20 protein-coding genes and 3 pseudogenes are annotated in these 22452 nt (G+C 44.1%); 11 read left to right on the top strand and 12 right to left on the bottom strand.

The features are described 5' to 3' along the window. Nucleotides 1-145: 145 nt before the first annotated feature. Nucleotides 146-1363, bottom strand: a pseudogene (locus A3L04_RS07065) (Na+dependent transporter); the annotation flags it as partial. Between A3L04_RS07065 and A3L04_RS07070 the strand changes: the two are divergent. Further along, a pseudogene (locus tag A3L04_RS07070) lies at nucleotides 1364-2182 on the top strand (pyridoxal phosphate-dependent aminotransferase); the annotation flags it as partial. On the opposite strand, the gene A3L04_RS07075 reads toward A3L04_RS07070, so the two are convergent. The 8 genes from A3L04_RS07075 to A3L04_RS11140 all read right to left on the bottom strand — a co-directional run bounded on the left by A3L04_RS07075 (nucleotide 2174) and on the right by A3L04_RS11140 (nucleotide 11915). Further along, nucleotides 2174-3172, bottom strand: coding sequence for an ABC transporter permease (locus tag A3L04_RS07075; RefSeq protein WP_068578261.1), 999 nt, complete (start codon nucleotides 3170-3172; stop codon nucleotides 2174-2176). The pseudogene A3L04_RS07070 and the gene A3L04_RS07075 overlap by 9 nt on opposite strands. Continuing rightward, nucleotides 3169-5355 carry a COG1470 family protein gene (locus A3L04_RS07080; protein WP_068578264.1) on the bottom strand — a complete coding sequence of 729 codons (2187 nt, stop codon included), beginning with the start codon at nucleotides 5353-5355 and terminating at the stop codon, nucleotides 3169-3171. The genes A3L04_RS07075 and A3L04_RS07080 overlap by 4 nt, the downstream gene beginning before the upstream one ends. Before the next feature lie 2 nt (nucleotides 5356-5357). Beyond that, complete coding sequence (locus tag A3L04_RS07085) at nucleotides 5358-6275, bottom strand: ABC transporter ATP-binding protein (RefSeq protein WP_068578266.1); 918 nt, start codon at nucleotides 6273-6275, stop codon at nucleotides 5358-5360. Between the two features lie 6 nt (nucleotides 6276-6281). After that, the gene (locus tag A3L04_RS07090) at nucleotides 6282-7295 is read right to left on the bottom strand and encodes an ABC transporter permease (protein WP_068578268.1); all 1014 of its coding nucleotides are present in this window, start codon (nucleotides 7293-7295) and stop codon (nucleotides 6282-6284) included. A 116-nt stretch (nucleotides 7296-7411) separates the two neighbouring features. Then, entirely contained in the window at nucleotides 7412-8560 is a 1149-nt protein-coding gene (locus A3L04_RS07095; protein WP_068578269.1) for an NAD(P)/FAD-dependent oxidoreductase, read from the bottom strand. Nucleotides 8561-8564: 4 nt separating this feature from the next. Next, nucleotides 8565-10040 carry an FAD-dependent oxidoreductase gene (locus tag A3L04_RS07100; RefSeq protein ID WP_068578270.1) on the bottom strand — a complete coding sequence of 492 codons (1476 nt, stop codon included), beginning with the start codon at nucleotides 10038-10040 and terminating at the stop codon, nucleotides 8565-8567. A 97-nt stretch (nucleotides 10041-10137) separates the two neighbouring features. Continuing rightward, nucleotides 10138-11751, bottom strand: coding sequence for a sodium/proline symporter (locus tag A3L04_RS07105; protein WP_068578272.1), 1614 nt, complete (start codon nucleotides 11749-11751; stop codon nucleotides 10138-10140). Beyond that, entirely contained in the window at nucleotides 11748-11915 is a 168-nt protein-coding gene (locus tag A3L04_RS11140; RefSeq protein ID WP_172799790.1) for a hypothetical protein, read from the bottom strand. The genes A3L04_RS07105 and A3L04_RS11140 overlap by 4 nt, the downstream gene beginning before the upstream one ends. 105 nt (nucleotides 11916-12020) lie before the next feature. On the opposite strand from A3L04_RS11140, the gene A3L04_RS07110 reads away from it, so the two are divergent. From A3L04_RS07110 to A3L04_RS07125, 4 genes are read left to right on the top strand one after another with little or no spacing between them, the layout of a single operon-like run. Beyond that, the gene (locus A3L04_RS07110) at nucleotides 12021-12482 is read left to right on the top strand and encodes a hypothetical protein (RefSeq protein WP_068579594.1); all 462 of its coding nucleotides are present in this window, start codon (nucleotides 12021-12023) and stop codon (nucleotides 12480-12482) included. A 28-nt stretch (nucleotides 12483-12510) separates the two neighbouring features. Continuing rightward, nucleotides 12511-12789 (top strand): hypothetical protein, encoded by a 279-nt coding sequence (locus A3L04_RS07115; RefSeq protein ID WP_068578274.1) that lies wholly within the window; start codon nucleotides 12511-12513, stop codon nucleotides 12787-12789. Between the two features lie 2 nt (nucleotides 12790-12791). Further along, nucleotides 12792-13061: a hypothetical protein gene (locus A3L04_RS07120; RefSeq protein ID WP_068578276.1), complete on the top strand. Its 270-nt coding sequence runs from the start codon at nucleotides 12792-12794 to the stop codon at nucleotides 13059-13061. A gap of 17 nt (nucleotides 13062-13078) precedes the next feature. Continuing rightward, nucleotides 13079-14989 carry a molybdopterin-dependent oxidoreductase gene (locus tag A3L04_RS07125; protein ID WP_172799791.1) on the top strand — a complete coding sequence of 637 codons (1911 nt, stop codon included), beginning with the start codon at nucleotides 13079-13081 and terminating at the stop codon, nucleotides 14987-14989. Here the strand turns inward: A3L04_RS07125 and upp are convergent. Both upp and A3L04_RS07135 read right to left on the bottom strand, forming a co-directional pair. Beyond that, complete coding sequence (upp, locus tag A3L04_RS07130; RefSeq protein ID WP_068578280.1) at nucleotides 14958-15656, bottom strand: uracil phosphoribosyltransferase; 699 nt, start codon at nucleotides 15654-15656, stop codon at nucleotides 14958-14960. The two genes, A3L04_RS07125 and upp, sit on opposite strands and share 32 nt — an antisense overlap. A 4-nt stretch (nucleotides 15657-15660) precedes the next feature. Continuing rightward, on the bottom strand, nucleotides 15661-16944 hold the full coding sequence (locus A3L04_RS07135) for a uracil-xanthine permease family protein (RefSeq protein ID WP_068578282.1): 1284 nt from the start codon (nucleotides 16942-16944) through the stop codon (nucleotides 15661-15663). 83 nt (nucleotides 16945-17027) lie between these two features. On the opposite strand from A3L04_RS07135, the pseudogene A3L04_RS07140 reads away from it, so the two are divergent. From A3L04_RS07140 to A3L04_RS07165, 6 genes and pseudogenes are all read left to right on the top strand, one after another. Next, nucleotides 17028-17805: pseudogene (locus A3L04_RS07140) on the top strand (radical SAM protein). A 21-nt stretch (nucleotides 17806-17826) separates the two neighbouring features. Next, the gene (locus A3L04_RS07145) at nucleotides 17827-18261 is read left to right on the top strand and encodes a hypothetical protein (RefSeq protein WP_068578284.1); all 435 of its coding nucleotides are present in this window, start codon (nucleotides 17827-17829) and stop codon (nucleotides 18259-18261) included. Nucleotides 18262-18317: 56 nt separating this feature from the next. Next, entirely contained in the window at nucleotides 18318-19070 is a 753-nt protein-coding gene (locus A3L04_RS07150) for a sulfide-dependent adenosine diphosphate thiazole synthase (RefSeq protein ID WP_068578286.1), read from the top strand. A 97-nt stretch (nucleotides 19071-19167) separates the two neighbouring features. Further along, nucleotides 19168-20175: a pyridoxal 5'-phosphate synthase lyase subunit PdxS gene (gene pdxS, locus A3L04_RS07155; protein ID WP_068578288.1), complete on the top strand. Its 1008-nt coding sequence runs from the start codon at nucleotides 19168-19170 to the stop codon at nucleotides 20173-20175. 34 nt (nucleotides 20176-20209) lie between these two features. Next, nucleotides 20210-20800, top strand: coding sequence for a pyridoxal 5'-phosphate synthase glutaminase subunit PdxT (pdxT, locus tag A3L04_RS07160; protein WP_068578289.1), 591 nt, complete (start codon nucleotides 20210-20212; stop codon nucleotides 20798-20800). A gap of 59 nt (nucleotides 20801-20859) precedes the next feature. Then, entirely contained in the window at nucleotides 20860-21048 is a 189-nt protein-coding gene (locus A3L04_RS07165) for an AAA family ATPase (protein ID WP_068578292.1), read from the top strand. Between the two features lie 14 nt (nucleotides 21049-21062). Here the strand turns inward: A3L04_RS07165 and A3L04_RS07170 are convergent, their stop codons facing one another. Then, the gene (locus A3L04_RS07170; protein ID WP_068578293.1) at nucleotides 21063-22370 is read right to left on the bottom strand and encodes an ATP-binding protein; all 1308 of its coding nucleotides are present in this window, start codon (nucleotides 22368-22370) and stop codon (nucleotides 21063-21065) included. Nucleotides 22371-22452: the final 82 nt, after the last annotated feature.

The following is a 22452-nucleotide window of genomic DNA, read 5'->3' on the forward strand; positions in this document are numbered from 1 at the left end:
CTACACCCCCAAACTAAAAAGAAGAAAAGAAAATTTAAAGGTTCAGCCCTGCTGGGCCTTCATAAGTTTCGCTATGCTCCATCCCATCATTATGAATATTACAAGCCAAGCTATTGCCATGTACACTGCCCACATCTTTGCCACCTCAGACCTTTATAATTACCTCGTTCTTTTCTAACTCTTCACCGTACTTCTTCTTGATGGAGTAGTATGCTTCAATTGCACCGATTGCCAACATTGAAATTATTGCAATCTTGGCTGGCCATCCTAGCGTCTTGCTGACTAAATCGCTGAACGTTCCAAAGAGCGGTAATGCGATGAATATTGGTGCTACTATAACTGTAATCCACTTGTATATCTCTGGAACATTAATGAGGGCACCTTCGTGTAACTCCCTCCAGAAGTTATCAGGCTTGAATAGCCACACGCCAACTATTATGTCGAAGAGTGCGAGCAGTGCAAGCTGGAAGCTTATCCAAGCATCCACTTGGTCAAGGTAGCCGTTGATGTACACTACAGGTATTCCGAGGAGGAAGTATATCACGAAGACGATCCATGTTCCTGTCTTCCTGGGTATTCCTAGATCCTCCTCAAGGAGTGCAGTTAGGTAGTTGTACATTGCTATTGCTGAAGTGAATCCTGCAAACCACAAGAGGAGGAACCACAGTGCTCCAAAGAACCTTCCGGCTGATCCCATCTGGACAAATATGTTTGGTAGGCTAGTGTAGGAGAATCCGAGACCGAAGTTCTCTGAAATCCACTGTAACGCGGCATCGCTACCCTTGGCGAGTACATCTGGAGGCACTATCTTTGGAGCGTAAGCTACTGCTAGTGGAACGGCAATTGAACCTCCTAAGACTACCTCTGCAAACTCGTTTAGTGACACCGTTGCTAGACCTGAGAGTGCAACATCATCCTTTGGCCCTAAGTATGAGGCATAGTTCTGGATGATACCCATACCTAATGACAGCGTGAAGAATATCTGACCACTTGCAGCTAACATTACGCTCCACAGGTGCTCCTTGAGGTAAGCCCAGTTTGGTGACCAGATGAACTCAAATCCTTTGAGCGTTGACCACCTGGGATCACCGAGTGGAGAGCCTAGTGTGAAGACGTAGATAACTAGGATGATTGCAAACACGTACAGGAGGGGCATCATTACCTTAACCCATCTCTCGATACCCTTGCTTACACCTTGACCAACTGCAATGCCTAAGAGAACTACCGTTATGCCCCAGAATAGAAATACCTGAGCGTGGTTGCTCAGATATTGGCTGAAGAACTCTGCAGTATTCTTCCCATAGTATGCCCCAGTAATGCTGAACCATGAGTAGGCGGCAGACCATCCAATTAGATGGAGATAACCCCCATGTTTGTCAGTTATGCTCCTGCTGTAATCCTTGCTGGAGGGAAACCTGTCGAAGTGCCAACATATGAAGAGAACGAATTCAGATTAAGCGTTGACGATCTTGAGAAGTACGTCACTAACAAAACAAGAGCGTTAATAATAAACTCCCCAAACAATCCAACAGGTTCAGTACTAACCAAAAGAGATCTTGAAGAGATAGCTGATTTCGCAGTAGAGCACGATCTAATGATTATAAGCGATGAAGTCTACGAACACTTCATATATGAGGACGCAAAGCACTACAGTATAGCTGCTCTTGATGGAATGTTTGAAAGAACTATCACCGTTAATGGGTTCTCCAAGACATTTGCAATGACGGGATGGAGGTTAGGTTTTGTTGCAGCTCCTTCTTGGGTCATCGAGAAAATGGTTAGGTTCCAGATGTACAATGCAACCTGTCCTGTAACATTCATCCAATACGCAGCTGCAAAAGCACTAAGGGATGAGAGGAGCTGGAAAGCCGTCGAAGAAATGAGAAAGGAGTACGACAGGAGAAGAAAGCTTGTATGGAAGAGGCTTAACGAGATGGGTCTACCAACAGTGAAGCCCAAGGGAGCGTTCTATATATTCCCCCGGATTAAAGACACGGGCCTAACAAGCAAGGAGTTTAGCGAGTTAATGCTCAAAGAGGCAAGAGTTGCAGTAGTTCCTGGGAACGCATTTGGAAAGGCGGGAGAAGGCTATGTGAGGATAAGTTACGCAACGGCCTACGAAAAGCTCGAGGAAGCCATGGATAGAATGGAGAAAGTACTAAAAGATAAAAAGCTAACGTAAATCTCTCGTGAGAAACCTGACATAAGCTATTGAGAACGGAAATAACAGCTCTATAAGTAGAGCAGCCAAGTTGTTAATTGCATAACCAAGGCTATCCGAGAGTGGCAGGTAGTCATTATAGCCCTCCTCCCCAGCAAAGGTGTAGATCATCAATTGGGCAAAGTGCATTGCCGGATTTAGTATATTTATCCTTCTCTCCCATACTGACACTTCTTCTTTCCATTCCCTGTATATTTCAGCACAGTTATCATGGGAAGGCCCAACAGACTCTATTACTTGTCCATTTGTCTCAACCTGCCTGACAACTGTTATGGTATGGCATTCAGGAGGTTCACCTACTATCGAAGTAGCTAGTGAGCCGGCAAGTATTGGGTAGACTATGATGAAGAAGATAACTAGACCTATGCTAACTAATATTGAGGTCTCCGGACTTCTAATGAGCGTTGATATCATAGTTCCCAAGCTCAGGAATACAAGGGTATATATGAATATGAAAATTGACAATATGAAGAGCCTAACTAAAGAGAGTCCCTCCATGGGAATTCCAAATATTAGGGCAGTTGCTATAGTGAATATGAAGCCAATGAAAACTACAATTAAGAGAGCAAGTGCATTCCCCAGGAATTTGCCATTTATAACTTCATCCCTATAAACAGGATGTCCAAGTAAAACCTTTATCGTTCCCTCTTGAATCTCTCTATTTATTGAATCAGCCCCAAGCAAGATGCCCAGCAAAGCCCCAAAGAACATCCACAACATTGAGTTGTTCATAAAGATTGAGGATATTGGAGTTTCATACACAACTCCACTAGCTCCCATTATACTTCTATGTACGATGTAACCATAGCTACCTTCTGCAGTCACGTCGAACCTCGTAAAGTATACTGAGAGAGCTAAAAAGATTAAATAAACGGAAAGTAGGATTATGAACCTCTTGGTCTTCACAGCCAAGTACAGCTCTTTGTTTGCTATATTCTGAATGGCATTCATCTTCTCCCTACCCTCCTTATCATCAGTATTACACTAAGGAAGGCAAGGATCAATAGTAGGAGGCCAATGTAAGCGAAAGTCGATTTTTGCCTAACTACTACTCTAATCGAGTCACTCCATTCTTGTTGATCAGACTTAATGGTTATCCTTACCCTATAGTCCCCAGCAGGAGTTCCCTTAGGCACCTTTATTTTTATCACGGCGCTTGTAGACTTCTTTGGATCAAGTATCGGGATTGATTGAGGCTCAACGTAGACCTCCCATCCCTTTGGTGCAGAAGCTGATATCCTAATATTGGTTATTGGTGCCGTTCCAAAGTTGTATATGCTTATGGTAGTCTCCCTTTCTTCACCTGCGGTTATGGTTAACCTGTAGTTCATTAGATTAACATCCATCTGGTAAATCCCCGTTAAGTCTATTTTTATTGGCACTTTTTTGACTAAACCGCTAGAACTGCGAACTACTAACGTGATGTTATACTTCCCAGGCTTGGCGTTTAGAGAGGGATATACTTTAAGGTAAACAGTTTCCGATTTTCCAGCCTCAACTTTTATTTTAGTTATTTGAAGTGCACTTTCGGGCGACTGTGTGAACATTGCATTCCAATTACTCGGGAGACCTAATATGCTTAGCTTATACTCGTCATCGTTTCTACCCAAATTCTCTATCGTAATCGCAAAGGGAGATGAAGCACTTCCAAGTGTTATTGGATACACATCTGACTCCGTATCGACAACAAAGTAATAGGCCTCCTTTCTTATCATTATTTTTAACTCCTTAACCTCACCATCCTCCAGCTTGACGTTCTCTTCAGCTTTTTCAAAGCCATCCTTGGTGACTACTACCTTGTACTCCCCAGGATTCAGCTCAACTTCTAATATCCCATTGATGTCCGTCCCGTATGTTTCATTTCCTATCTTAACGGTGGCCTTTGGAACGGGCATCCCGCTGTCGTCCACTACCATCAATTTGAGAGTCGCTTTTTGTCCCTTGTAGGTCTTGTACACGTTAATAACAAACACTAAATCTTTTGTAATGATTTCCTGAGAACTCTCAACCGTTACTCTAACTTTCACCTCATGAGTTCCCAAATCTGCATTTCTTGGGACTTCTACAACTACATCAAAAGCAGCACTCTCCCCCTTCCTAAGGGAAACCTCGGATACTCTCATATTCTGATACGTTGAGTAAGCTTTCCAGTCAACCGGAGGCTGAATAGACAGGGAAATATTGACATCATAAGGTGTTGATATGACCAATGGAAACCTCGCAGACTCCCCAGCTTCAACCTCTTGGACGAGTATTGGGGTATACACTTTCACTTCTTCTACCTCACTCAGCCCTTTTACTGTAACTTTAAGTGTGAGTGTTTTGTCATTTAGTGAAAACTTAATGTAGTGTACTCCTGAGGCATTCTGCGGTATCGAGAGCCGCAATTCTAAGGAAAGGGTTGATTTGGCCTCAAGATCCATTGAGCCTATTTCAACTCCCTGATAGTAGAGGCCAACGTCCCAATCAGCGGGAGCGCTTAAGATGGCTGCTTTTACCGTGGTTTTTTCAGATCCATTATTAGTTACGAGGACTGGTAACTGGACTGTCTCCCCAGGAGAAACTGTGATTTCCCTATAGGGGAATGAGACTACTAGCTCAGCCCCACTGGTACTTACCACAATTTTGGGCAATTCGTATAGAACTATGGTGCTTCCAGTGAACTCTAAAAGGTACGAGCCGATTCTAGCTGAAGAGTTTACAGGCAAGGTTAGGATCTCCCTACTGTACTTTATCTTGACTGTGTTATTCGTTACATTCAATATTTCAAAACCCTTAAAATATAACCCAGGCTCTGCTTTATGTTCCTCACCAGCGACTTTATAGTTAACTACAATGAATAAACCTTTTTCGCTATCATAGCTACCTGGGGTAACCTTTATGTTTTCATATTCCAAACTTGCACCAAAATCCGCTTTAAAGAACGTTCCCCACTCGGTACCCTTCTTAATAAAGATATAAGGAGAGCCGTCGATACTCTGCTTCACCGTAATTGTGTAATCTCCAACGCTTAAGATATCTCCCGGCTTTAAATAGCCCGTATAAACAACGACCCACTTGTCGGAGCTTGATAAGACCGGGAAGTTCACCAGCAAAAGGGAAACAAGGATAATAGAAAGGAAGATTTTTTTCATGATTATTCCCTCCTATAAATCGTCCTAAGGAACACATCCTCTAAGCTGGGCTCTTCAATTTCTAAGCTAAGTATCGTGATCCCCTTGGAAGACAGCATTTCACTTATCTCCTCCCTTATATCGCTCTTTGCAAATATTATCGCCCTATTGTCGGCGAGTTTCTCGATTCTTATTATCTCAGGATGTTCAATTTCAGGGAGTGCCTGTTTAGTTTCTATCTTTATTTCGTAACCTTCAAGTTCCATGAACTGCTTCTTTATTTCATCAAGTGTTCCAACGGTTCTCAACTTTCCTTTTACTATAATGCCCACTTTATCTGCTAATTCTTCGACCTCGCTTAGTATGTGGGACGAGAAGAATATTGTCTTGCCAGCCTTCCTTTGCTCCCTAATTATGGTTTTAACAAGATGAGCCCCTTCTGGGTCAAGCCCACTTGTTGGTTCATCAAGTATTAGGAGCTCGGGATCATTTATTAACGCTTGAGCCAACAAAAGTCTCTGCTTCATACCCTTGGAGAACGTCTTTACCTTCCTATACCTTGCGTCCCAAAGACCAACGAGCTTGAGTAACTCTTCAATTCTCCTCTCTTTTTCTGCCTTCGACATATTGTAGAAGCTTGCAAAGAAGTCAAGGTTCCTCCACGCCGTCAGCTCTTCGTATATTGTGGCGTTTTCTGGTAGGAATCCGAGCCTTTCCTTGGCTTTTATTGGCTCCCTAAATATGTCATATCCCATGATCCTTATCTCCCCACTGTCTGGGATTATTAAGCCGAGCATGCTTAATATGGTCGTGGTTTTCCCAGCACCATTTGGCCCCAAAAACCCAAAGACTATCCCCTTTTCGACCATTAGATTTAGATTGTCCACAGCTTTAAACTTCCCATAGCTTTTTGTTAGGTTTTTAATCTCAATGGCATTCATAATTCATCACCTCAAATCAATCTTGGCAAATTTTAGATAAGCTGGGATAAGGAACACAAAAAGGGAGATAATAAGGGCAACGATATTCCCAACGACTAAGCTTAGCGCTTCTCCTATTGATCTATCCTCCACGAGCTTGTAGCCTCTTTCCTCCATACTTGCCAACTGACCTATCGCACCGAGGATATCCTCTGTTGTCTTTCTTCCGAATATTATTCCCGAGATTTCATCAAAGTGATAAGTCAGGGAAACATACATGACTTTCCTATAAGCGTTCATATATTTCTCCATCCACTGCATAAACTCCCTATCCTCAAAGGGGTTATAAGTAATCTCGACTGAAGATCCATTCGACGAATTTATTGTTTGAAACTCTGAGGATGAAAATTGCGGGGTCCCTGCAATGACAAAAGCTATAAGGGGAGCTAAGATCATTGGAATTATTATTGCCACAAAGAGGAAAGCCAAGATGCCAGCAACTATGCTGTTGAGTGGGGTTTTAATCAATACCGATAATAGCAGTCCAAGTGAGTAGAAAGCCGCGCCGTAAAGGATAGTGAAAGGATATATAACAAGTAACCTTAAGATGTCGTATTCTGTTACTGGCTTTCCGAATATGAGAGCTATTCCGATCATGAAGATATAGAACAGACCAACAGTCACTGCTATCGTTAAAATTCCTCCTACCAATTTGCCCCAAATAATTGTATCCCTGTATATTGGTTTTGAGTACAAAACCTTTATCGTTCCATCCCTAATCTCTTGGTTTATTGAGGTAGCCCCCAATAGGACCGCAAGGAGTGCAACGGCATAATTAAATGCCGATGAAAGGGATGAGAAGAAGAGTGCCTGGAAGGGGGTGTTGTATAGGTCTTCTAGATTGAGGGAAAAATTACCCGCCATACTTGTTACTTTTATGAAGACTAGAGCCAACACAAAGAACACAGCGATTGTCGCATAAAACCTTCTCGTTCTAATCCCCACCTCAAACTCTTTTATTGCGATATTTAGTACTCCCATTTTACCACCCTATCTTGGAAGTGTTATTATTAAGTTAAAAGTTTTCCTATACACATCATTGTTAAACCAAATGTTAAGTATACTTTACATTGAGAAAATAAAAATAGGGAAATAAATCAGCCCATCTGAAGGGCTGTACTTCTCAGTTCTCCCCTCTCAAACCTATAGGGATCGTACCACTCAACGGGCAAAACTGATTTGCCTTTAGTTATCAGGTCAGCGACCATTTCAGCAACCGCTGGAGCCATCATGAAACCATGTCCACTGAATCCCGCTACTATGTAGTAGTCACTAAGCTCCTTAATCTTTCCTATCGCCGGATTGCTGTCTGGTGTCTTCGCGTAGTAACCAGCCCACGTTCTCAAGATTAGGAGATCCTTTAAGGCTGGGATTATCTTCGTGAAGTAATAGCTGACCTCCCTGAGGAACTCATATGTTGGCGTTAGATCGTATGTTGGGCCTATCTCGTACCCGACACCACCGATAACCCCACCGTGTGACGTTTGGGTTAAGTAAGCATGGCCGTACTTGAAGGATATGACCATCGGCTTTATTGTACCCCTCTTTATTGGTTGCGTAATTACGGCCTGATGTTTGTACGGCTCAATTGGAATATGCACCTTAATTCCGGCCATTGCATTGATGAGCTTGGCCCAAGCATTCGTTGCATTAACAACGATCCCTGTCTTAATAACACCCCTGCTAGTCTTAACTCCTTTTATCTCGTCATTCTCGATTATGAATCCCTTTACCTCGGTATACTCCAGCAACTTAGCACCGTACTCTTTCGCCTTTAGGGCAAAGGCAGCTGTCGAGGCAAAGGGGTCGGCTTTTCCATCGGTGGGATTCCATGAAGCAGCGATTACTTCACTTATATCTAGCAGAGGCACTATATCTTTAGCTTCCTCGGGCGTTATGAGCCTCGTCGGCACGCCAAACTTATTCTGGATTTTTATGTTCCTCTTGAACTCTTCAACTTCCTCGTCATCGTACAGGAGGAAAAGATAACCCGTCTGCTCGAATGAAAAGTTGTATTCTTCGCTGTACTTCTTCCAAAGCTCAACGGATCTTTTCATGACTTTAACGTTCGCCTCATCGTTAAATTGCTGCCTAATTCCAGTTCCGCAACGAAAAGTTGAGCCGGAACCTATGAACCTCTTCTCCAAAACTACTACATCCTCCCCTCTCCTCGCAAGCTCATGGGCTATTGTGACTCCCACTATTCCCCCACCAATAACAACGATCTCAGCTTTGTCGGGTAGCATAGAATCACCTCCTAGCGAGAACGCCCATTCTAACATTCTTTATAGGTGACCTAGCAACGGGAAGGTCTATCTCGCTCAACTTTTTCCCAGTTCTTTGGGCAACGACGACGGCCCCATTAAATAGGCAGTACCTGCCCTGGCAGAAACCCATAGCCAGATGAGTGAGCCTCTTTATTATCTGGAGATCCGTTATTCCCCTCCTAACGACGTCATCAACCTTCTTTAGGGAAACATCACAACCGCATATCTGAACGTCCTCAAGATTGAACTTATCAAAGGGTATCCGCGGAATTTGAAGTGCTTCAGGCTCGTACTCTTTGAGCTTTTCTTCGTAAACACAGGGTTCACCGTCAAATCCAAATTCCCTCAAGATGTAGGCTCCAACGAGTCTGCCCTCTATGTAGTTAGCATAGTGGGACTTGATGGAAACAGCGCTTCCAGCAACGTAAATTCCATGCTTTATCCTGTGTTGCTGATCTATCACCGGCCTAAAATAGCCTCTCCTAAAGAACAGCCTCCCTCCCGCTTGAGTTATCGGGTTTATGTCCGGCCTCCTTCCATCGGCGAAGACTAAGGCATCAACCCTATATTCATTATCGTTCATATCTATAACTTTCTCAACTTTCTCTCTCCCCTCTACCCTCTTCACGTTTGGAATATGAAGGTAGTCAATTCCCCATCTTTCAAACTCTTCGATGACCTCCTCTGCTCTGCTTCCAGTTACAGCCACGTTCCATCCTGGGGCAACCTCCCAAACGTTCATTACTTCCAATGCAAAGTCTCTCCTAAAGACTCCAGGCATGTCATTGTTTTCGAAGAGCATTATGCTCTCAACGGCTCCTGTTGCGAGAACTACCCTCTTGGCCAATACCTCGATTAACTCGTTGCCTTTAACAACCGGAATTAAGAAGTACTCCCCCTTCTCGAAAATGCCAAGGGCAGAGCTACCCAAGAATACCTTCACGTTTTCATTCAGCTTATTCACCATGTCCTCGACAGCCTTTTTAGGATCTCCAAACCCTTCAACTTTTACGCCTCTTATCCATAAATCCCCTCCAAGCCATCCTTTTTCCTCAATTAAGGCTACCATCAAGCTATCTTGAAGCTCAAGTGTTGCTCCTAGACCCGAAGGTCCGCCCCCAATAACCGCAACGTCAACAACAACTTCTTTAACGCTCCCAGAGTAGTCTCCAACTGGCTCCTCCTGAAACTCACCGTAAACCTGCCTCTCAACTCTCATGCCATCTTGAACCTTTGTTTTTCTGGCATCAACGTTCCTAACGCCGTTAACTATCATGGGAACAGGGCCAAATGTAAAAGCTCCTCTCTTTCTACCTTCAGTACTAGTTGTTAGCCAGTAAATTCCATTAGCAAGTAGGGAAACCGTGATTTTCTCACCTTCGTAAGCCTCAAGCTCCTTTCCCTCGAAGAATATTTTGAGTTTTCTACCTCTCTTTTCTGTGAGATCTAATGGTCTCAATCTTATCACCTCGAAAATAGTTTACACATGTAAAATATTGAAACCGCATTTATAAAACATTAGGTTTGCCAAAAAAGGTTTGAAACAAAAAGTAAAATCAAATGAGACCAGAGGAAGTTGCAAAGGCAAACACGTTTTCTACTTGGCTCATTGTCCTTGCGATAGCTCTCTTTTCCGTCTTCTCAACTGGTACTTTTGTGAAGAGTTGCTCATGTAGCCTGACTACATCCTCGGGGGGCTTCGTGAGGAGGCTGACTATTATGATTATGAAGAAGGTAACGAAGAAGTTTATAAAGAACACTGGGACACCATCGAATATCCTTCCAAGGGTTCCAAAGAACCCTGGAGCGTTTGGATTGAATGCCCATCCGTAGATCTTTGCTTCCAAGATTACCTCACTTACTAGACCATAGGCCATTCCGACTATCCCTGCCTCCTTCGTTACTCTTTTCCACCATAGGCTGAGAGTTAGTATCGGGCCGAAGCCTACTGCAAGGCCTCCCCATGCGGTTGCAACCATCTCATATATGACTCCTGGACCCTTTATCGCAAATATCAGAGCAACTAAAGCAACGGTGGCAACAACAATTCTAGATATATTCACCATCTGCTTCTTCCCTAGTTCCTGACCTAGAACCTTGTGGTAGATATCCCTCGCTATTGCAGACGAAGCAACTAACAACTGTGAATCTGCAGTACTCATCACCGCAGATATTATTCCAGCGATAACAAAACCTGCAAGCCAACTTGGTAAGAAGTGAACTGCCAAGGCTGGAACTATCTTTTCAGGATCATCAACTTTGATCAAACCCTTAACAACCATTGCATATCCAAGGAAGCCCGCAAAGAAAGCACCCCAAAGAACTATTGTGGTCCAGATTCCACTAATGAATATCCCGGGCCTTCTGAGCTTCCTAGGATCCTCAACACTCATGTACCTTGTAACTATGTGTGGCTGTCCGAGATAACCAACTATCCATGAAGCATAGCCTATTGCAAATATCAACGCTGCAAAACCAGTTTTACCTCCAAACGGATGGAGTTTTGCTGGATCAACTGAAGCTATTGCAGCAGTGGCAGAATCAAGGCCACCAACTTCAACTAGCGCCAAAATTGGGACTATTATTAGGGTCATCAGCATAAACATTGCTTGAACTACATCGGTCCAAACTACGGCAAAGAAACCTCCAGTAATAACATAAGCAGTTAAGATTATCACCGTAATCAATATACCAGTTGTGACGCTTACTCCAAAACCCTCAGCGAAGGTCTTTCCTCCCGCAGTGAACTGAGCAGCAACGTAAGCTGTCATGAATACTAGAATTATAGCTGCACTTAGAACTCGGATGAGCTTTGTGTTATCCCTTAGCCTTGCCTCTAGATAGTCAGGTAGTGTTATTGCTCTAAACTTTCCTGCATATATCCTTAACCTTGGACCTATCAGCAGATAGTCAGCCAAGGTTCCGTAGAGACAGCCTATTGCAGCCCAGAAAGCACCAAGGCCTGCTTTAAATGCACTCCCAGGATAACCAAGCATTAACCATCCTGAAAAATCACTTGCCTTATCTGAGAGAGTTGCTGCGAGAACGTGAACTTTCCTGCCGCCAACGAAGTACTGATCTTCAGTCCTCGTATACCTATTGGCCCACCATCCTATATATGCAAGTATTACTAAATATACCAAGAACCCAAAGAGCACACCGAAGTTCATTTGCCCCCCTCCTTGAGGAGGTCTTCGTCGTATGCAAGAATCTCCTCATCTACGTAGTACTCCTTTCCAGTAATTTTGTCCCAGAAGCCATAGAGGACCATTACAACAAATGCCAAAGCAGTAGGCACTAGCAAGGTTGCCCAAGCGGCATTACTGAGACCCATGCAAACACCTCCATTAAGTTTACAAAATTAATTAGGAGGAATTCTATCTTATAAATGTTAAGTGAATTTGTAAAACGTGAAGTATTATAAGGGGGTGAAAACTTGATAAAAGTAAAGGTTATGAGACCTATATTCAGACCAGAAAGTGATGACAATTTCATACTTTATCCATATTGGATATTTCACCTGCGTTTATTTTACAAACGTCTAAAGATGAAGGACAAAATATTTGATTATTTCGCTTATATTGATGCTTACAGGTTCGGGGCGGAGAGAGGGACATTATTCATTGAAACTGAAGAATGGGAAGTTCCGGAAAACACTATTATGGAGTACTTAGTTGATTTCGAGGAAGCAAAACAAAAGGCTATTGAAACAGCAATAATATGGGGAAATTCGAGAATAATCTCTTGGTGGTATCCTAGAGTTGAGGTCATAAGATGGGAAAAAGCTTACAAAGTCTTCTGGATTACTAAGAGTTCAATAATCGATAGTTTAACGGGCGAGGAATACCCCATAGAAAACATTCGAAAAGCATTTAAGCATTCGAATAATAAATCAATATGATTGAAAATTCGAACCAAAGGTGAATGAAATGCCAACAATAGGATTTGCGAAAATAAATGGTGGGCCCGAGGAGGCCGTAGAATTCGTGTTGAAGAAGTTAAAGGAGAAAGGACATGAAATCACCTTTCATAGGCACCATTGGGCAGGGGACATGCCTTTTGGGCTTGTTATAGTTGAAACTAATAAGGGAAAGGTTGCGGTTAGATGGTACCTTGGAGATGAATTTACCTTTAGGCTAGAGGAAGTGAGTGATGAAGCATTTGAAGACTTCATCGATGAAACCTTGGACTACATTGGAGGTGACTAATTATGGAAAAACTTGATTATGTAATTAAAGAATTCAATAAGTGGCATGGAAGCGAGGCCCAAGCTAAAATACTCAAAGTGAAAGAAGATGAAGTTATAATAGAGTTCAAGGGCACATTCTGCAAAACATGTGGATTGTATGATTACTTTGATGATATAGCCTGGGAGGCTATTGATTTCGGATTAAAAATTAAGCCAGTTGAAATAATTGAGAGCGAGGAAGACTTTGAAGAGGGAAGGTATGTAGTTAGATATAAAGTTGAGAGGGAGTGAAGTTGTTTTCAGCTTGCATGAGAGATTGCTATGATACATGTTCGATAATCTCAGAATTTAAGAACGGCAGACTCACTGTTAGGGGAAATCCAGAACATCCAATAACGCGAGGATTTCTCTGTCCAAAGGGGGCATTACTACCCAAGTGGTTCCATTCTAAGGACAGGCTAAAGAAACCATTAATCCTCGAAGGGAAGAAGGGAAGTGGAGAGTTTAGGGAGGCAAGCTGGAAAGAGGCACTAAATATCATTGCAGAGAACATTAATAGCATTATAAGGGAGCATGGAAGTTATTCTGTACTCGTTTACAAATATGCGGGAGATAGAGGAGTTGTGAGCTATTACTTTCCCATGAGATTATTCCACTACCTAAATGCTTCAACAATAGATGGGGCAATCTGCGACAGGGCTGGACAAGAAGCCCTAAAAGATATTTATGGAACGGCAGTAGGAATTGATCCAGAAAAGTTAAGGGAGAATAGGTTAATAGTTTACTGGGGAATTAACGCCTTCTGGACGAACTTGCACGGTTTCATGTTAGCGAAAAAGTATGGGCTCGAAATCTGGACGGTTGATGTCGTAAGAACAGAAACAGCTAAGAGGAGTGATAAATTCTTCCAGATAAGGCCCGATACAGATGTTCTTTTTGCCCTTGGAGTGGCAAAGGTGATTATCGAGGATGGGTTGTACGATAAGAAGTTCGTTAGGAACAAAGTCTATAGATTTAAAGAATTCATGAATTATGTAAAAACATTATCATTGGATTACGTGGCCCAGGAAACAGGGCTTAGCGTTGAGAAAATTGAAGAGTTTGCGAGGGAATTCGCTGAGAAGAAAGGGATAATTCATATAGGTTATGGCTTCCAACGCTCATTAGCAGGAGGGGAAGCGGTAAGGGCAATTGCAATCCTTCCAGCTTTGGTTGGCCATAAATTTGGATTTATCTATGATATGAAGACAATAGACAAGAGCTACGCCCAGGCGAAATTCCTGAGAACTAAGCCTGAAAATCGAATACCTCAAATGGAGCTCGCTGAGGCTATCGAAGATGGCAAGGTTAAATTCCTCTATATCTACAACACTAACCCCTTAGCGAGTTATCCAAACCAGAACAGGCTGAGAAGGGCGATCAAGAAAAGCGACGTATTCATAGTTACCCATGATATATTTCTGACCGATACAGCTCTATACTCGGACGTAGTCTTACCGGCCAACACTTTCTTTGAAAGGCTTGATATAGTGGACTCCTACTATCACAGGTACGTTCTACTAAATGAGCCGGTCGCAAAGGGACCAGGGAAGAGCAACAGCGAGGTAACTAGGTTAATAGCTAAGGCACTAGTCATAAAGAACAGGTATTTATATGAGAGCGATGAAGCCGTGATAAAGAGAGTTCTCGCGGACAATGGGATCAGCTGGGAAGAACTAAAAAAGAGAGGATTCGTTAAAATCCCTGAAAGGCCTAGGAAGTGGAATACACCAAGCGGAAAGATAGAATTCTATTCTCAAAGAGCCGTTAGAAGGGGGCTAACCCCATTCCCCCAGTACAAGAAATACTCAGGGAATTACCCATTAAGGCTCCTAAGTCCCACCCACAGGATGACCATAACAAGTCAATATCACAACACTCACGGAATGATAGACCCATATCTCTACATGAACCCCAAGGATGCCTATGAAAGGGGACTTAAAGATGGGGATAAGGTAAAAGTCTTCAATGAGGTAGGAGATATAGTAACAACGGTAAAGCTCACAGAGGATGTTCCCCAGGGGGTGGTTTTGCTGTACAAAGCCTTTTGGCCTTCAATACTTGGATGGAACGTCAACTTCCTAACAACTGATAAGAAGGTAGAAAAGTACGGGAAGGGCTCAGCATTTCACTCAACATGGGTTGAGGTCACTCGATATAGTGAACCTGGGGAAGGGTAGTTAGCTTCAGGGGCTCACCGAATGCTCTGTCACCTGCATCTCCAAGACCTGGCAGGATGTAGCCCTTGTCATCTAATTCTCTATCTATCTTTGCTACAAATATCTCAACGTCAGGGAACTTGCTCTTTATCTTTGTAATTCCCTCCGGTGCTGCGAGAACACCAACGATTATAGTCCTCTTTGGCTCACCGTACTTTTTGACTTCTTCGAGGACTTTCGTTAAAGTTGAACCCGTAGCTATCATGGGATCGGCGACTATTACAGTATCTTCAGGCTTTATCTGAGGTACCTTCACGTAATCCATCTCAATTTCAAACTTCGGAGCCTTGCCCCTTACGGCTGACACAATTCCAACCCTTGCGTGCTCGAATACCTTAATTAATCCTTCCATTAACGGAATTGCGGCTCTGAGAACTGTGACTATCACTACATTTCTCCTGTCTTTAACTATTATTCCCTCAGTCTCCTCGAGTGGAGTTTCGATCTTCACGGTCTCAGTCTCCATTGTTTTCGTAATTTCATAGGCCATGTACCTTCCAAGCTTGACTAGACCCTTCCTAAAGGCTATGCTGTCCGTGTTCTTATCCCTAAGCTGAGTCAGTATCTCCATAATAAATGGGGAATCCTCAAAGGAGTAAACCTTCTCCCACCTCTTATCCTCAATCATATTATCACCTCAGCAGTTGATCTAAAACTATCGCCGTAATAGCACCAACCGCCATTCCAGATTCTAGTATACTTGCGATTATCCTAGGGAAGTGCTCGAGGAACTCTGGAGGTAGCTGGGGTGCACCAAGTCCGGCTATTAAGGCCGCGGCAAGTATCAATGTATTCCTGTCATCGAGTTCAACCTTTTCCTTAATTAGCCTTAGGCCAGTCACGCTGATCATTCCATACAAGGCCAGCGTTAATCCACCCAATACCGGAGCGGGCATCGATGCTAAAATCCCGGCAAACTTAGGAAACATCGCAATGACGATTAGAATCAAACCACCGATCTGAACTACATACCTACTAGCTACCTTAGTCAAGGCAACTAATCCAATGTTCTCGGAGTAGCTCGTTGTACCACAGGCTCCAAGAATACCAGCTATCGAACAGGCAATTCCCTCACTCATTATCCCCCTGTTTATGTGCCTATTAGTGATTGGGGCCTCTGCTATAGCGGAGATAGCATGGTAATCACCAACGCTCTCTATTATGCTCACCATGAACGCGAAGAGCAGTGTTATTATTGCTGTTGCATCGAACACAGGAGTTCCCCATGGAAACAGCTTTGGAACACTTATAGCGGGAAGCTCGTGAACTAGCTGGAAGTTCGTAAGCCCCAGTGGGATGCTTACGATATAACCAACAAATGCCCCAACTATAACAGGCATTGCCCTTAAAGCTCCCCTAGCCTTTAAGGCTATGTAGATCGTTGTCGCGAAGGTTATTAGGGCAACTAAGGTAGCCTTAGGGATGCTTGCCCCTGAAGGATCTGCGTAGTAGTTGAAGAAGTACTTGACTGCAACGTCTGCCAGGGAGAATCCTATCAGCATTATCGTAACTCCCGTGACGAGCGGTGTGAAGAGCTTCTTCACCTTCCCCACTATGCCGAGGCCACCAACTAAGGCCTCAATAATTCCTCCGACTATCAGGGCCCCTTGAGTTGCCGCCATGCCAAGGCTGTTTCCTATGCTTATGAGCCCAGGGATGAAGGCGAAGCTCGATCCCTGAACTATCGGATACCTCGAGCCTATCGTGGTCTGGAGCAGGGTTGCAATGCCCATGGCCAAGAGAACCGCCTGAATCATCAAAGCTATCTCGTGCTTTGAAAGACCGACTGCAGTTCCGACAACTAAAGGCACCGTCACTGTAGCTCCGAACATTGCAAGGACATGCTGAAGGCCAAAGAGAACAGCTTTTTTAGGTTCAACCTTTTCATCTATTTTAACCCTAACACCTGGAACCATGAAAACCCGCCAAAAGTGTGTTCGCAATGCCTTAAAAATTTTTAGAAAGGTTTTTAACTTAACCTTGGAGGGCTTGAAAGTTGATCAAGATAATCAGGAAAAAGGTAAAGACACTGTATACTAGGTCAAAAATTTAGGTCAAAAATTCCTGGGATAGAGTGGAGCGTTAATCAGTACGGTGGCTGCCAATTTGCCTGTAAGTACTGCTATGCCAAGGAAATAGTTAAAAGGGAAGAACCCTGGGGAACATGGGCTGAAGTTAAGGTTAATGCACCTGATCTGGCGAGGAAGAGGGTTAAAGGTACTGTTCTAATGTCCTCTGTAAGCGATCCATACCAGCCGATAGAGGCCAAGCTCAAACTTACGAGGAACGTTCTTAGGTTCATGGACAAGAGAAACGAGCTCATGATCCTGACTAAATCACCATTGGTTGTCAGGGATGTAGATGTACTAAGGCTATTTCCCAGGGTAGAGGTTGGACTTACAGTGAATTCCTTCGAGGGGAGAGAGAAGAGACTTTTTGAGCCCCTAACACCCATCCAAAAGGCAAGAATCAACGCGCTGAAGGTTCTGCATGAGGAGGGGATAAAGAACTACGCTTTTATTAGCCCGATAATTCCTGGGATAACGGACGTTGAGGCAATTATAAGGGAAACTAGGGACTTCGTTGATTGGTACTTCCTAGAATTCCTGAACTTAAGGAAAGCCGGAGAGGAGTTCAGGAGAATTTTGGAGGAAGAGTTCCCAGAGAGCTACACCCTGCTAACCGATAACGAGAAATTTAGGGAATATCTAAAGAACCTTACAGGGATCTTAAAAAGGTTGAACGCTAAAGTGGAAGGAATCGAAACTCACAAATAGGAGTTTTATGAAGGAGATTTCATGCTGTACGAGGAAACCGTGCAGAGCAGTAAGTATAACTTATTCTTGGCAATACTATTTGCCCCAATCCTGATAGTCCTCTTTGCCGTTAGAAACAACCCGCCAGCTGTCAAGATAGTTAGCATAGAAGCGATAATAGTGTTCGCAATAATATGGGACATTTCAGCCCTCAACATCAGAATAACCCATGAAGAAATAAAGATAAGGGGAAGGCTTGGTCTTCTGGTTAGGAAGACTATTAAAATAGGTGAAATAAAAAGTTACTCCGTAAAGGAAGGCTGGATGAGCTGTTCCGGCTTACTCCACCTCACGCTTCCAGCCAAGGCGTGCGTACTCATAACGAGAAAGAAAGGAATATCTGTCTCTTTTTCGACTAACAGGCCCGAGGAGATAGCTTACGTCCTCTCGACCCTCAATATACCCAGGGCACCATAATACCTTGTTATAACAATGTTTTTATATTGCAAAACCAAGTTTTTGCGGGGATGTCCATGCTGAGGGACGTGATAATTAGCAGGGCTATAATCGAGAGCTACTTCAAGGATCTACTCAACAATCTCGAGCTCGACGTTGCCATAGTTGGGGCCGGCCCCTCGGGAATGGTTGCCGCATATTACTTGGCGAAGGGAGGAGCCAAGGTAGCGATCTTCGAGAAGAAGCTCTCAATAGGTGGAGGGATCTGGGGAGGTGCAATGGGCTTCAACAAGATCGTGGTTCAGGAAGAAGCTAAAGAGATTCTCGACGAATTTGGAATAAGGTACGAGAAGTTTGAAGAAGGCTACTACGTGGCTGACGCTATTGAAGTGGCAACAACCATAGCCAGCAAGGTCGTGAAAGCGGGGGTTAAGATATTCAACATGATCGAGGTTGAAGATCTGGTTGTGAAGAACAACAGGGTTTCTGGTATAGTGATTAACTGGACTCCAATTCACATGACGGGACTTCACGTTGATCCTCTGACAGTAGAGGCAAAGTATGTAATAGATTCAACGGGACACGGAGCCCAGATAACTCAGTTCCTCCTCAAGAGGGGGTTGATAGAGAGAATTCCTGGGGAAGGCCCAATGTGGGCAGATCAGGGTGAGAAGCTAACGGTAGAGAATACCAGAGAAGTGTACCCAGGACTGTACGTTACCGGAATGGCAGCCAATGCCGTGAGTGGAGCCCCCAGAATGGGTCCAATCTTCGGTGGAATGTTCTTAAGCGGCAGAAAAGCTGCCCAAGAGATTCTTTCCAAGCTCTGACCCTTCTCCTTTTTGTAGTCACCTTCAGTTAACGGCAATCTTTATATGCAAGTTTTAACTTGATATGCATTGAAAGCTTAGACTTGAGGTGATTTGTATGGACAAGCTGAAGGTGATAATGGAGAAAGGGACTGAGAGGCTGAAGAGGGGCTTTGCAAAGATGGTGAAAGGCGGAGTCATCATGGACGTTACAAATGCCGAGCAGGCAAGGATTGCTGAGGAGGCCGGAGCGGTTTCAGTTATGGCCCTCCACAAGGTTCCTGCAGACATAAGGAAGGCCGGCGGAGTTGCGAGGATGGCTCCCGTGGAGAAGATTCAGGAGATAATGGATGCAGTAACGATCCCCGTTATGGCCAAGGTAAGAATTGGACATGAAGCTGAAGCAAGGATTCTCGAGGCATTGGGAGTTGACATGATTGATGAGAGCGAAGTTCTAACCCCAGCAGACCCGTTCTTCCACATCTACAAGAAGAAGTTCACAGTCCCATTCGTTTGCGGTGCGAGGAACCTTGGTGAGGCAGTTAGGAGGATCTGGGAAGGAGCTGCGATGATAAGAACCAAGGGAGAGGCGGGAACTGGAAACATAATAGAGGCGGTAAGGCACGTAAGGCTGGTGAACGAGAACATAAAGCTCATTCAGAGGATGACGGATGAAGAAATTTACGGAGTCGCCGAAAAGTTTGCCGAGCCCTACCTGAGGCTTGCATTCAGTGTCAAAGAGATAAGTGGCCTTCCAAAGAGGGTTCTAGAGAACGAGCCAATTTACGAAGGCTTCACGTACAGGGAGATAGTAGAGGGACTCTATAAGATCCTACTCGAGATCAAGAAGCTCGGCAGGCTACCAGTCGTTAACTTCGCCGCTGGTGGAGTAGCTACTCCGGCTGACGCAGCCTTGATGATGGCAATGGGAATGGACGGAGTGTTCGTAGGTTCAGGAATCTTCAAGAGCTCAAATCCACCAGCGATGGCGAGGGCAATAGTTGAAGCCGTTAACCACTGGGACGAGCCAGATGTCCTTGCGGAGATAAGCAGGGAGATAGGAGAGCCAATGAGAGGCCAGGATATAGCGGAACTCGAGGTAAGGATGGAGGAGAGGGGTGTTTAGTCCTTAATTCTCCTTTCTTTTTGGAGGTTTTAGGATGAAGGTAGGAGTTATAGGATTGCAGGGAGATGTCAGTGAGCATATAGAGGCAACGAAGAGGGCTATGGAAAGCCTTGGCGTTTCCGGTGACGTCATTTGGCTCAGGAAGCCTGAACAGCTCGAAGGCATTAGTGCGATAATAATCCCGGGAGGGGAGAGCACTACGATCTCAAGGCTCATGCAGAAAACCGGCCTCTTCGAGCCCGTAAAGAAGCTGATTGAAAATGGACTGCCAGTGATGGGAACCTGTGCAGGGTTAATAATGCTGTCCAAGGAGGTAGTTGGGGCAACTCCCGAGCAGAAATTCTTAGAGGTTCTCGACGTGAAGGTAAACAGAAACGCCTACGGAAGGCAGGTGGACAGCTTTGAGGCACCTGTGAAGCTTGCCTTTGACGATGAGCCTTTCATAGGAGTCTTCATAAGGGCTCCCAGGATACTTGAGTTGCTTAGCGACAAAGTGAAGCCCTTAGCGTGGCTTGAGGACAGGGTTGTTGGCGTTGAGCAGGACAATATCATAGGCTTGGAGTTCCACCCAGAGCTAACAGATGACACAAGGGTTCATGAGTACTTCCTGAAGAAGGCTCTCTGACTCTTCTTTTATTCAGAAAAACGTGATATACCCCTAGCAAATTATTTTTGGGAGTAATCATGATAAGGGAGCTTGAGATTGAGAATTTTAAGTCGATTAAGAAGCTTGACCTTGATTGCAAAATTATTAGCATCTTCATAGGAGAGCCCAAAGTTGGGAAGTCAAATACACTTGAGGCAATTTGGGCTTCTCAAGAGTGGGAGAGAGCTGCACGCAATAATAAGCCACAACCTCACAGCATTTTCTGAAGTGCTGGGAACCCTTATGAAATCAAAGGAGCTTTTCTTTCTGAAAGATAATATTCAAGCAGGAACTTCCAGAGGGGGATAAGCTCGATCTCAACGCCTCCTTTCTCTATCCTCCCATCCCTATCCCAAGTTATGAGCTTTGCATTTCTGAATCCGAGCTCCGCAGATGCCTTCTTTAATGCCCTCACCTCCCGTTCAAAAGTTTCTGGACTGGTTACATCGTAGCTGACCTGAATGAGAGTTTCCTTTTCCGGTAGCACGAAGTCAACCTCCCAGTTATCTCCCGAGGCGTAGTTTATTTCCTCCCCTCTCCTCCTGAGCTCAATGAAAACAGCATTCTCCATCAACCTACCAAAGTTCCCGCTGAACCTTACGCTTAGGAAGGTCAAGAAGGATGTATCTACAAAATAGACCTTTTTAGGATACTTCATCCTGTTTGGAGAGTACACTTCGAGTGGAAACACGAAATATACTTCTTCAAGGTATCTGAGGTAATTGGAGAGTGTCGACTTTGAAATCGAGTATCCACTGCTCTTTAAAGCCTTAACAGCTTTGCCAAGGCTTGTATATTCGGAATTCAGGAGGAGCCTAATGAACGCTCTAAGGTCCTCTGGGTTCCTTATGGAGTACCTTTCCACAACGTCCAAGGCTATTATCGTGTTGAAATAATCCCGAACGATTAATCGCTTGATCCTAACATTCTCAGCCAAGACAACTTCGGGAAAGCCTCCGTAGAGGACGTACTCCCTTAGTAAGTTCAAAAGTATTGGCTTCTTTGAGCTGAATTCGATTTTCTCAGGAATATCGAACCCTTTAAATCTTAGGAACTCCCCAAAGTTCAGAGGGAACACCTCAAACGTTAAAGCCCTTCCACGTAGGGAGGTCGGAATCTCCCTACTCGACAATTTTGATGAGGATCCGCTCAAAAAGAGCCTTATATCCTTTCGCGAGTCATAAACCCTCCTAACCCAGGAATCCCAGTTGGGGATGTTCTGGATTTCATCTAGAAAAAGATACAGCTCCTCCTCCTTGCCATAGAGCTCCTCAATTGTGGGGATTAAGTCTGTTAGAGTCCCAATATTTTTCTCCAGCCTTTCATCTTCAAAATTTATGTAGAATATCCTCTCCCTAGGAACTACCCTTGAAAGTTCATTAATAAGCTGGAACATCAGGTACGTCTTTCCGACCCTCCTACAACCAGCGAAAGTTATTACCTTTCTGGGCCTCTTGGGGATGAGAGAGAAGTCAAAGTCCCTCTCGATTAACTCTGGTGTCCAGCTCTCTTGCCACTCCACCAAGATCTTTGCGAGTTCTTCCCTCATAGTTGTCCAGTATATCGAACACCTTTTTATAAATTGCTGTCCAGTTAACTTGCCCAATTAGTTTAACATAAACTGGTCAATT

The organism is Thermococcus chitonophagus (genome assembly GCF_002214605.1).
GTDB lineage: Archaea > Methanobacteriota_B > Thermococci > Thermococcales > Thermococcaceae > Pyrococcus > Pyrococcus chitonophagus.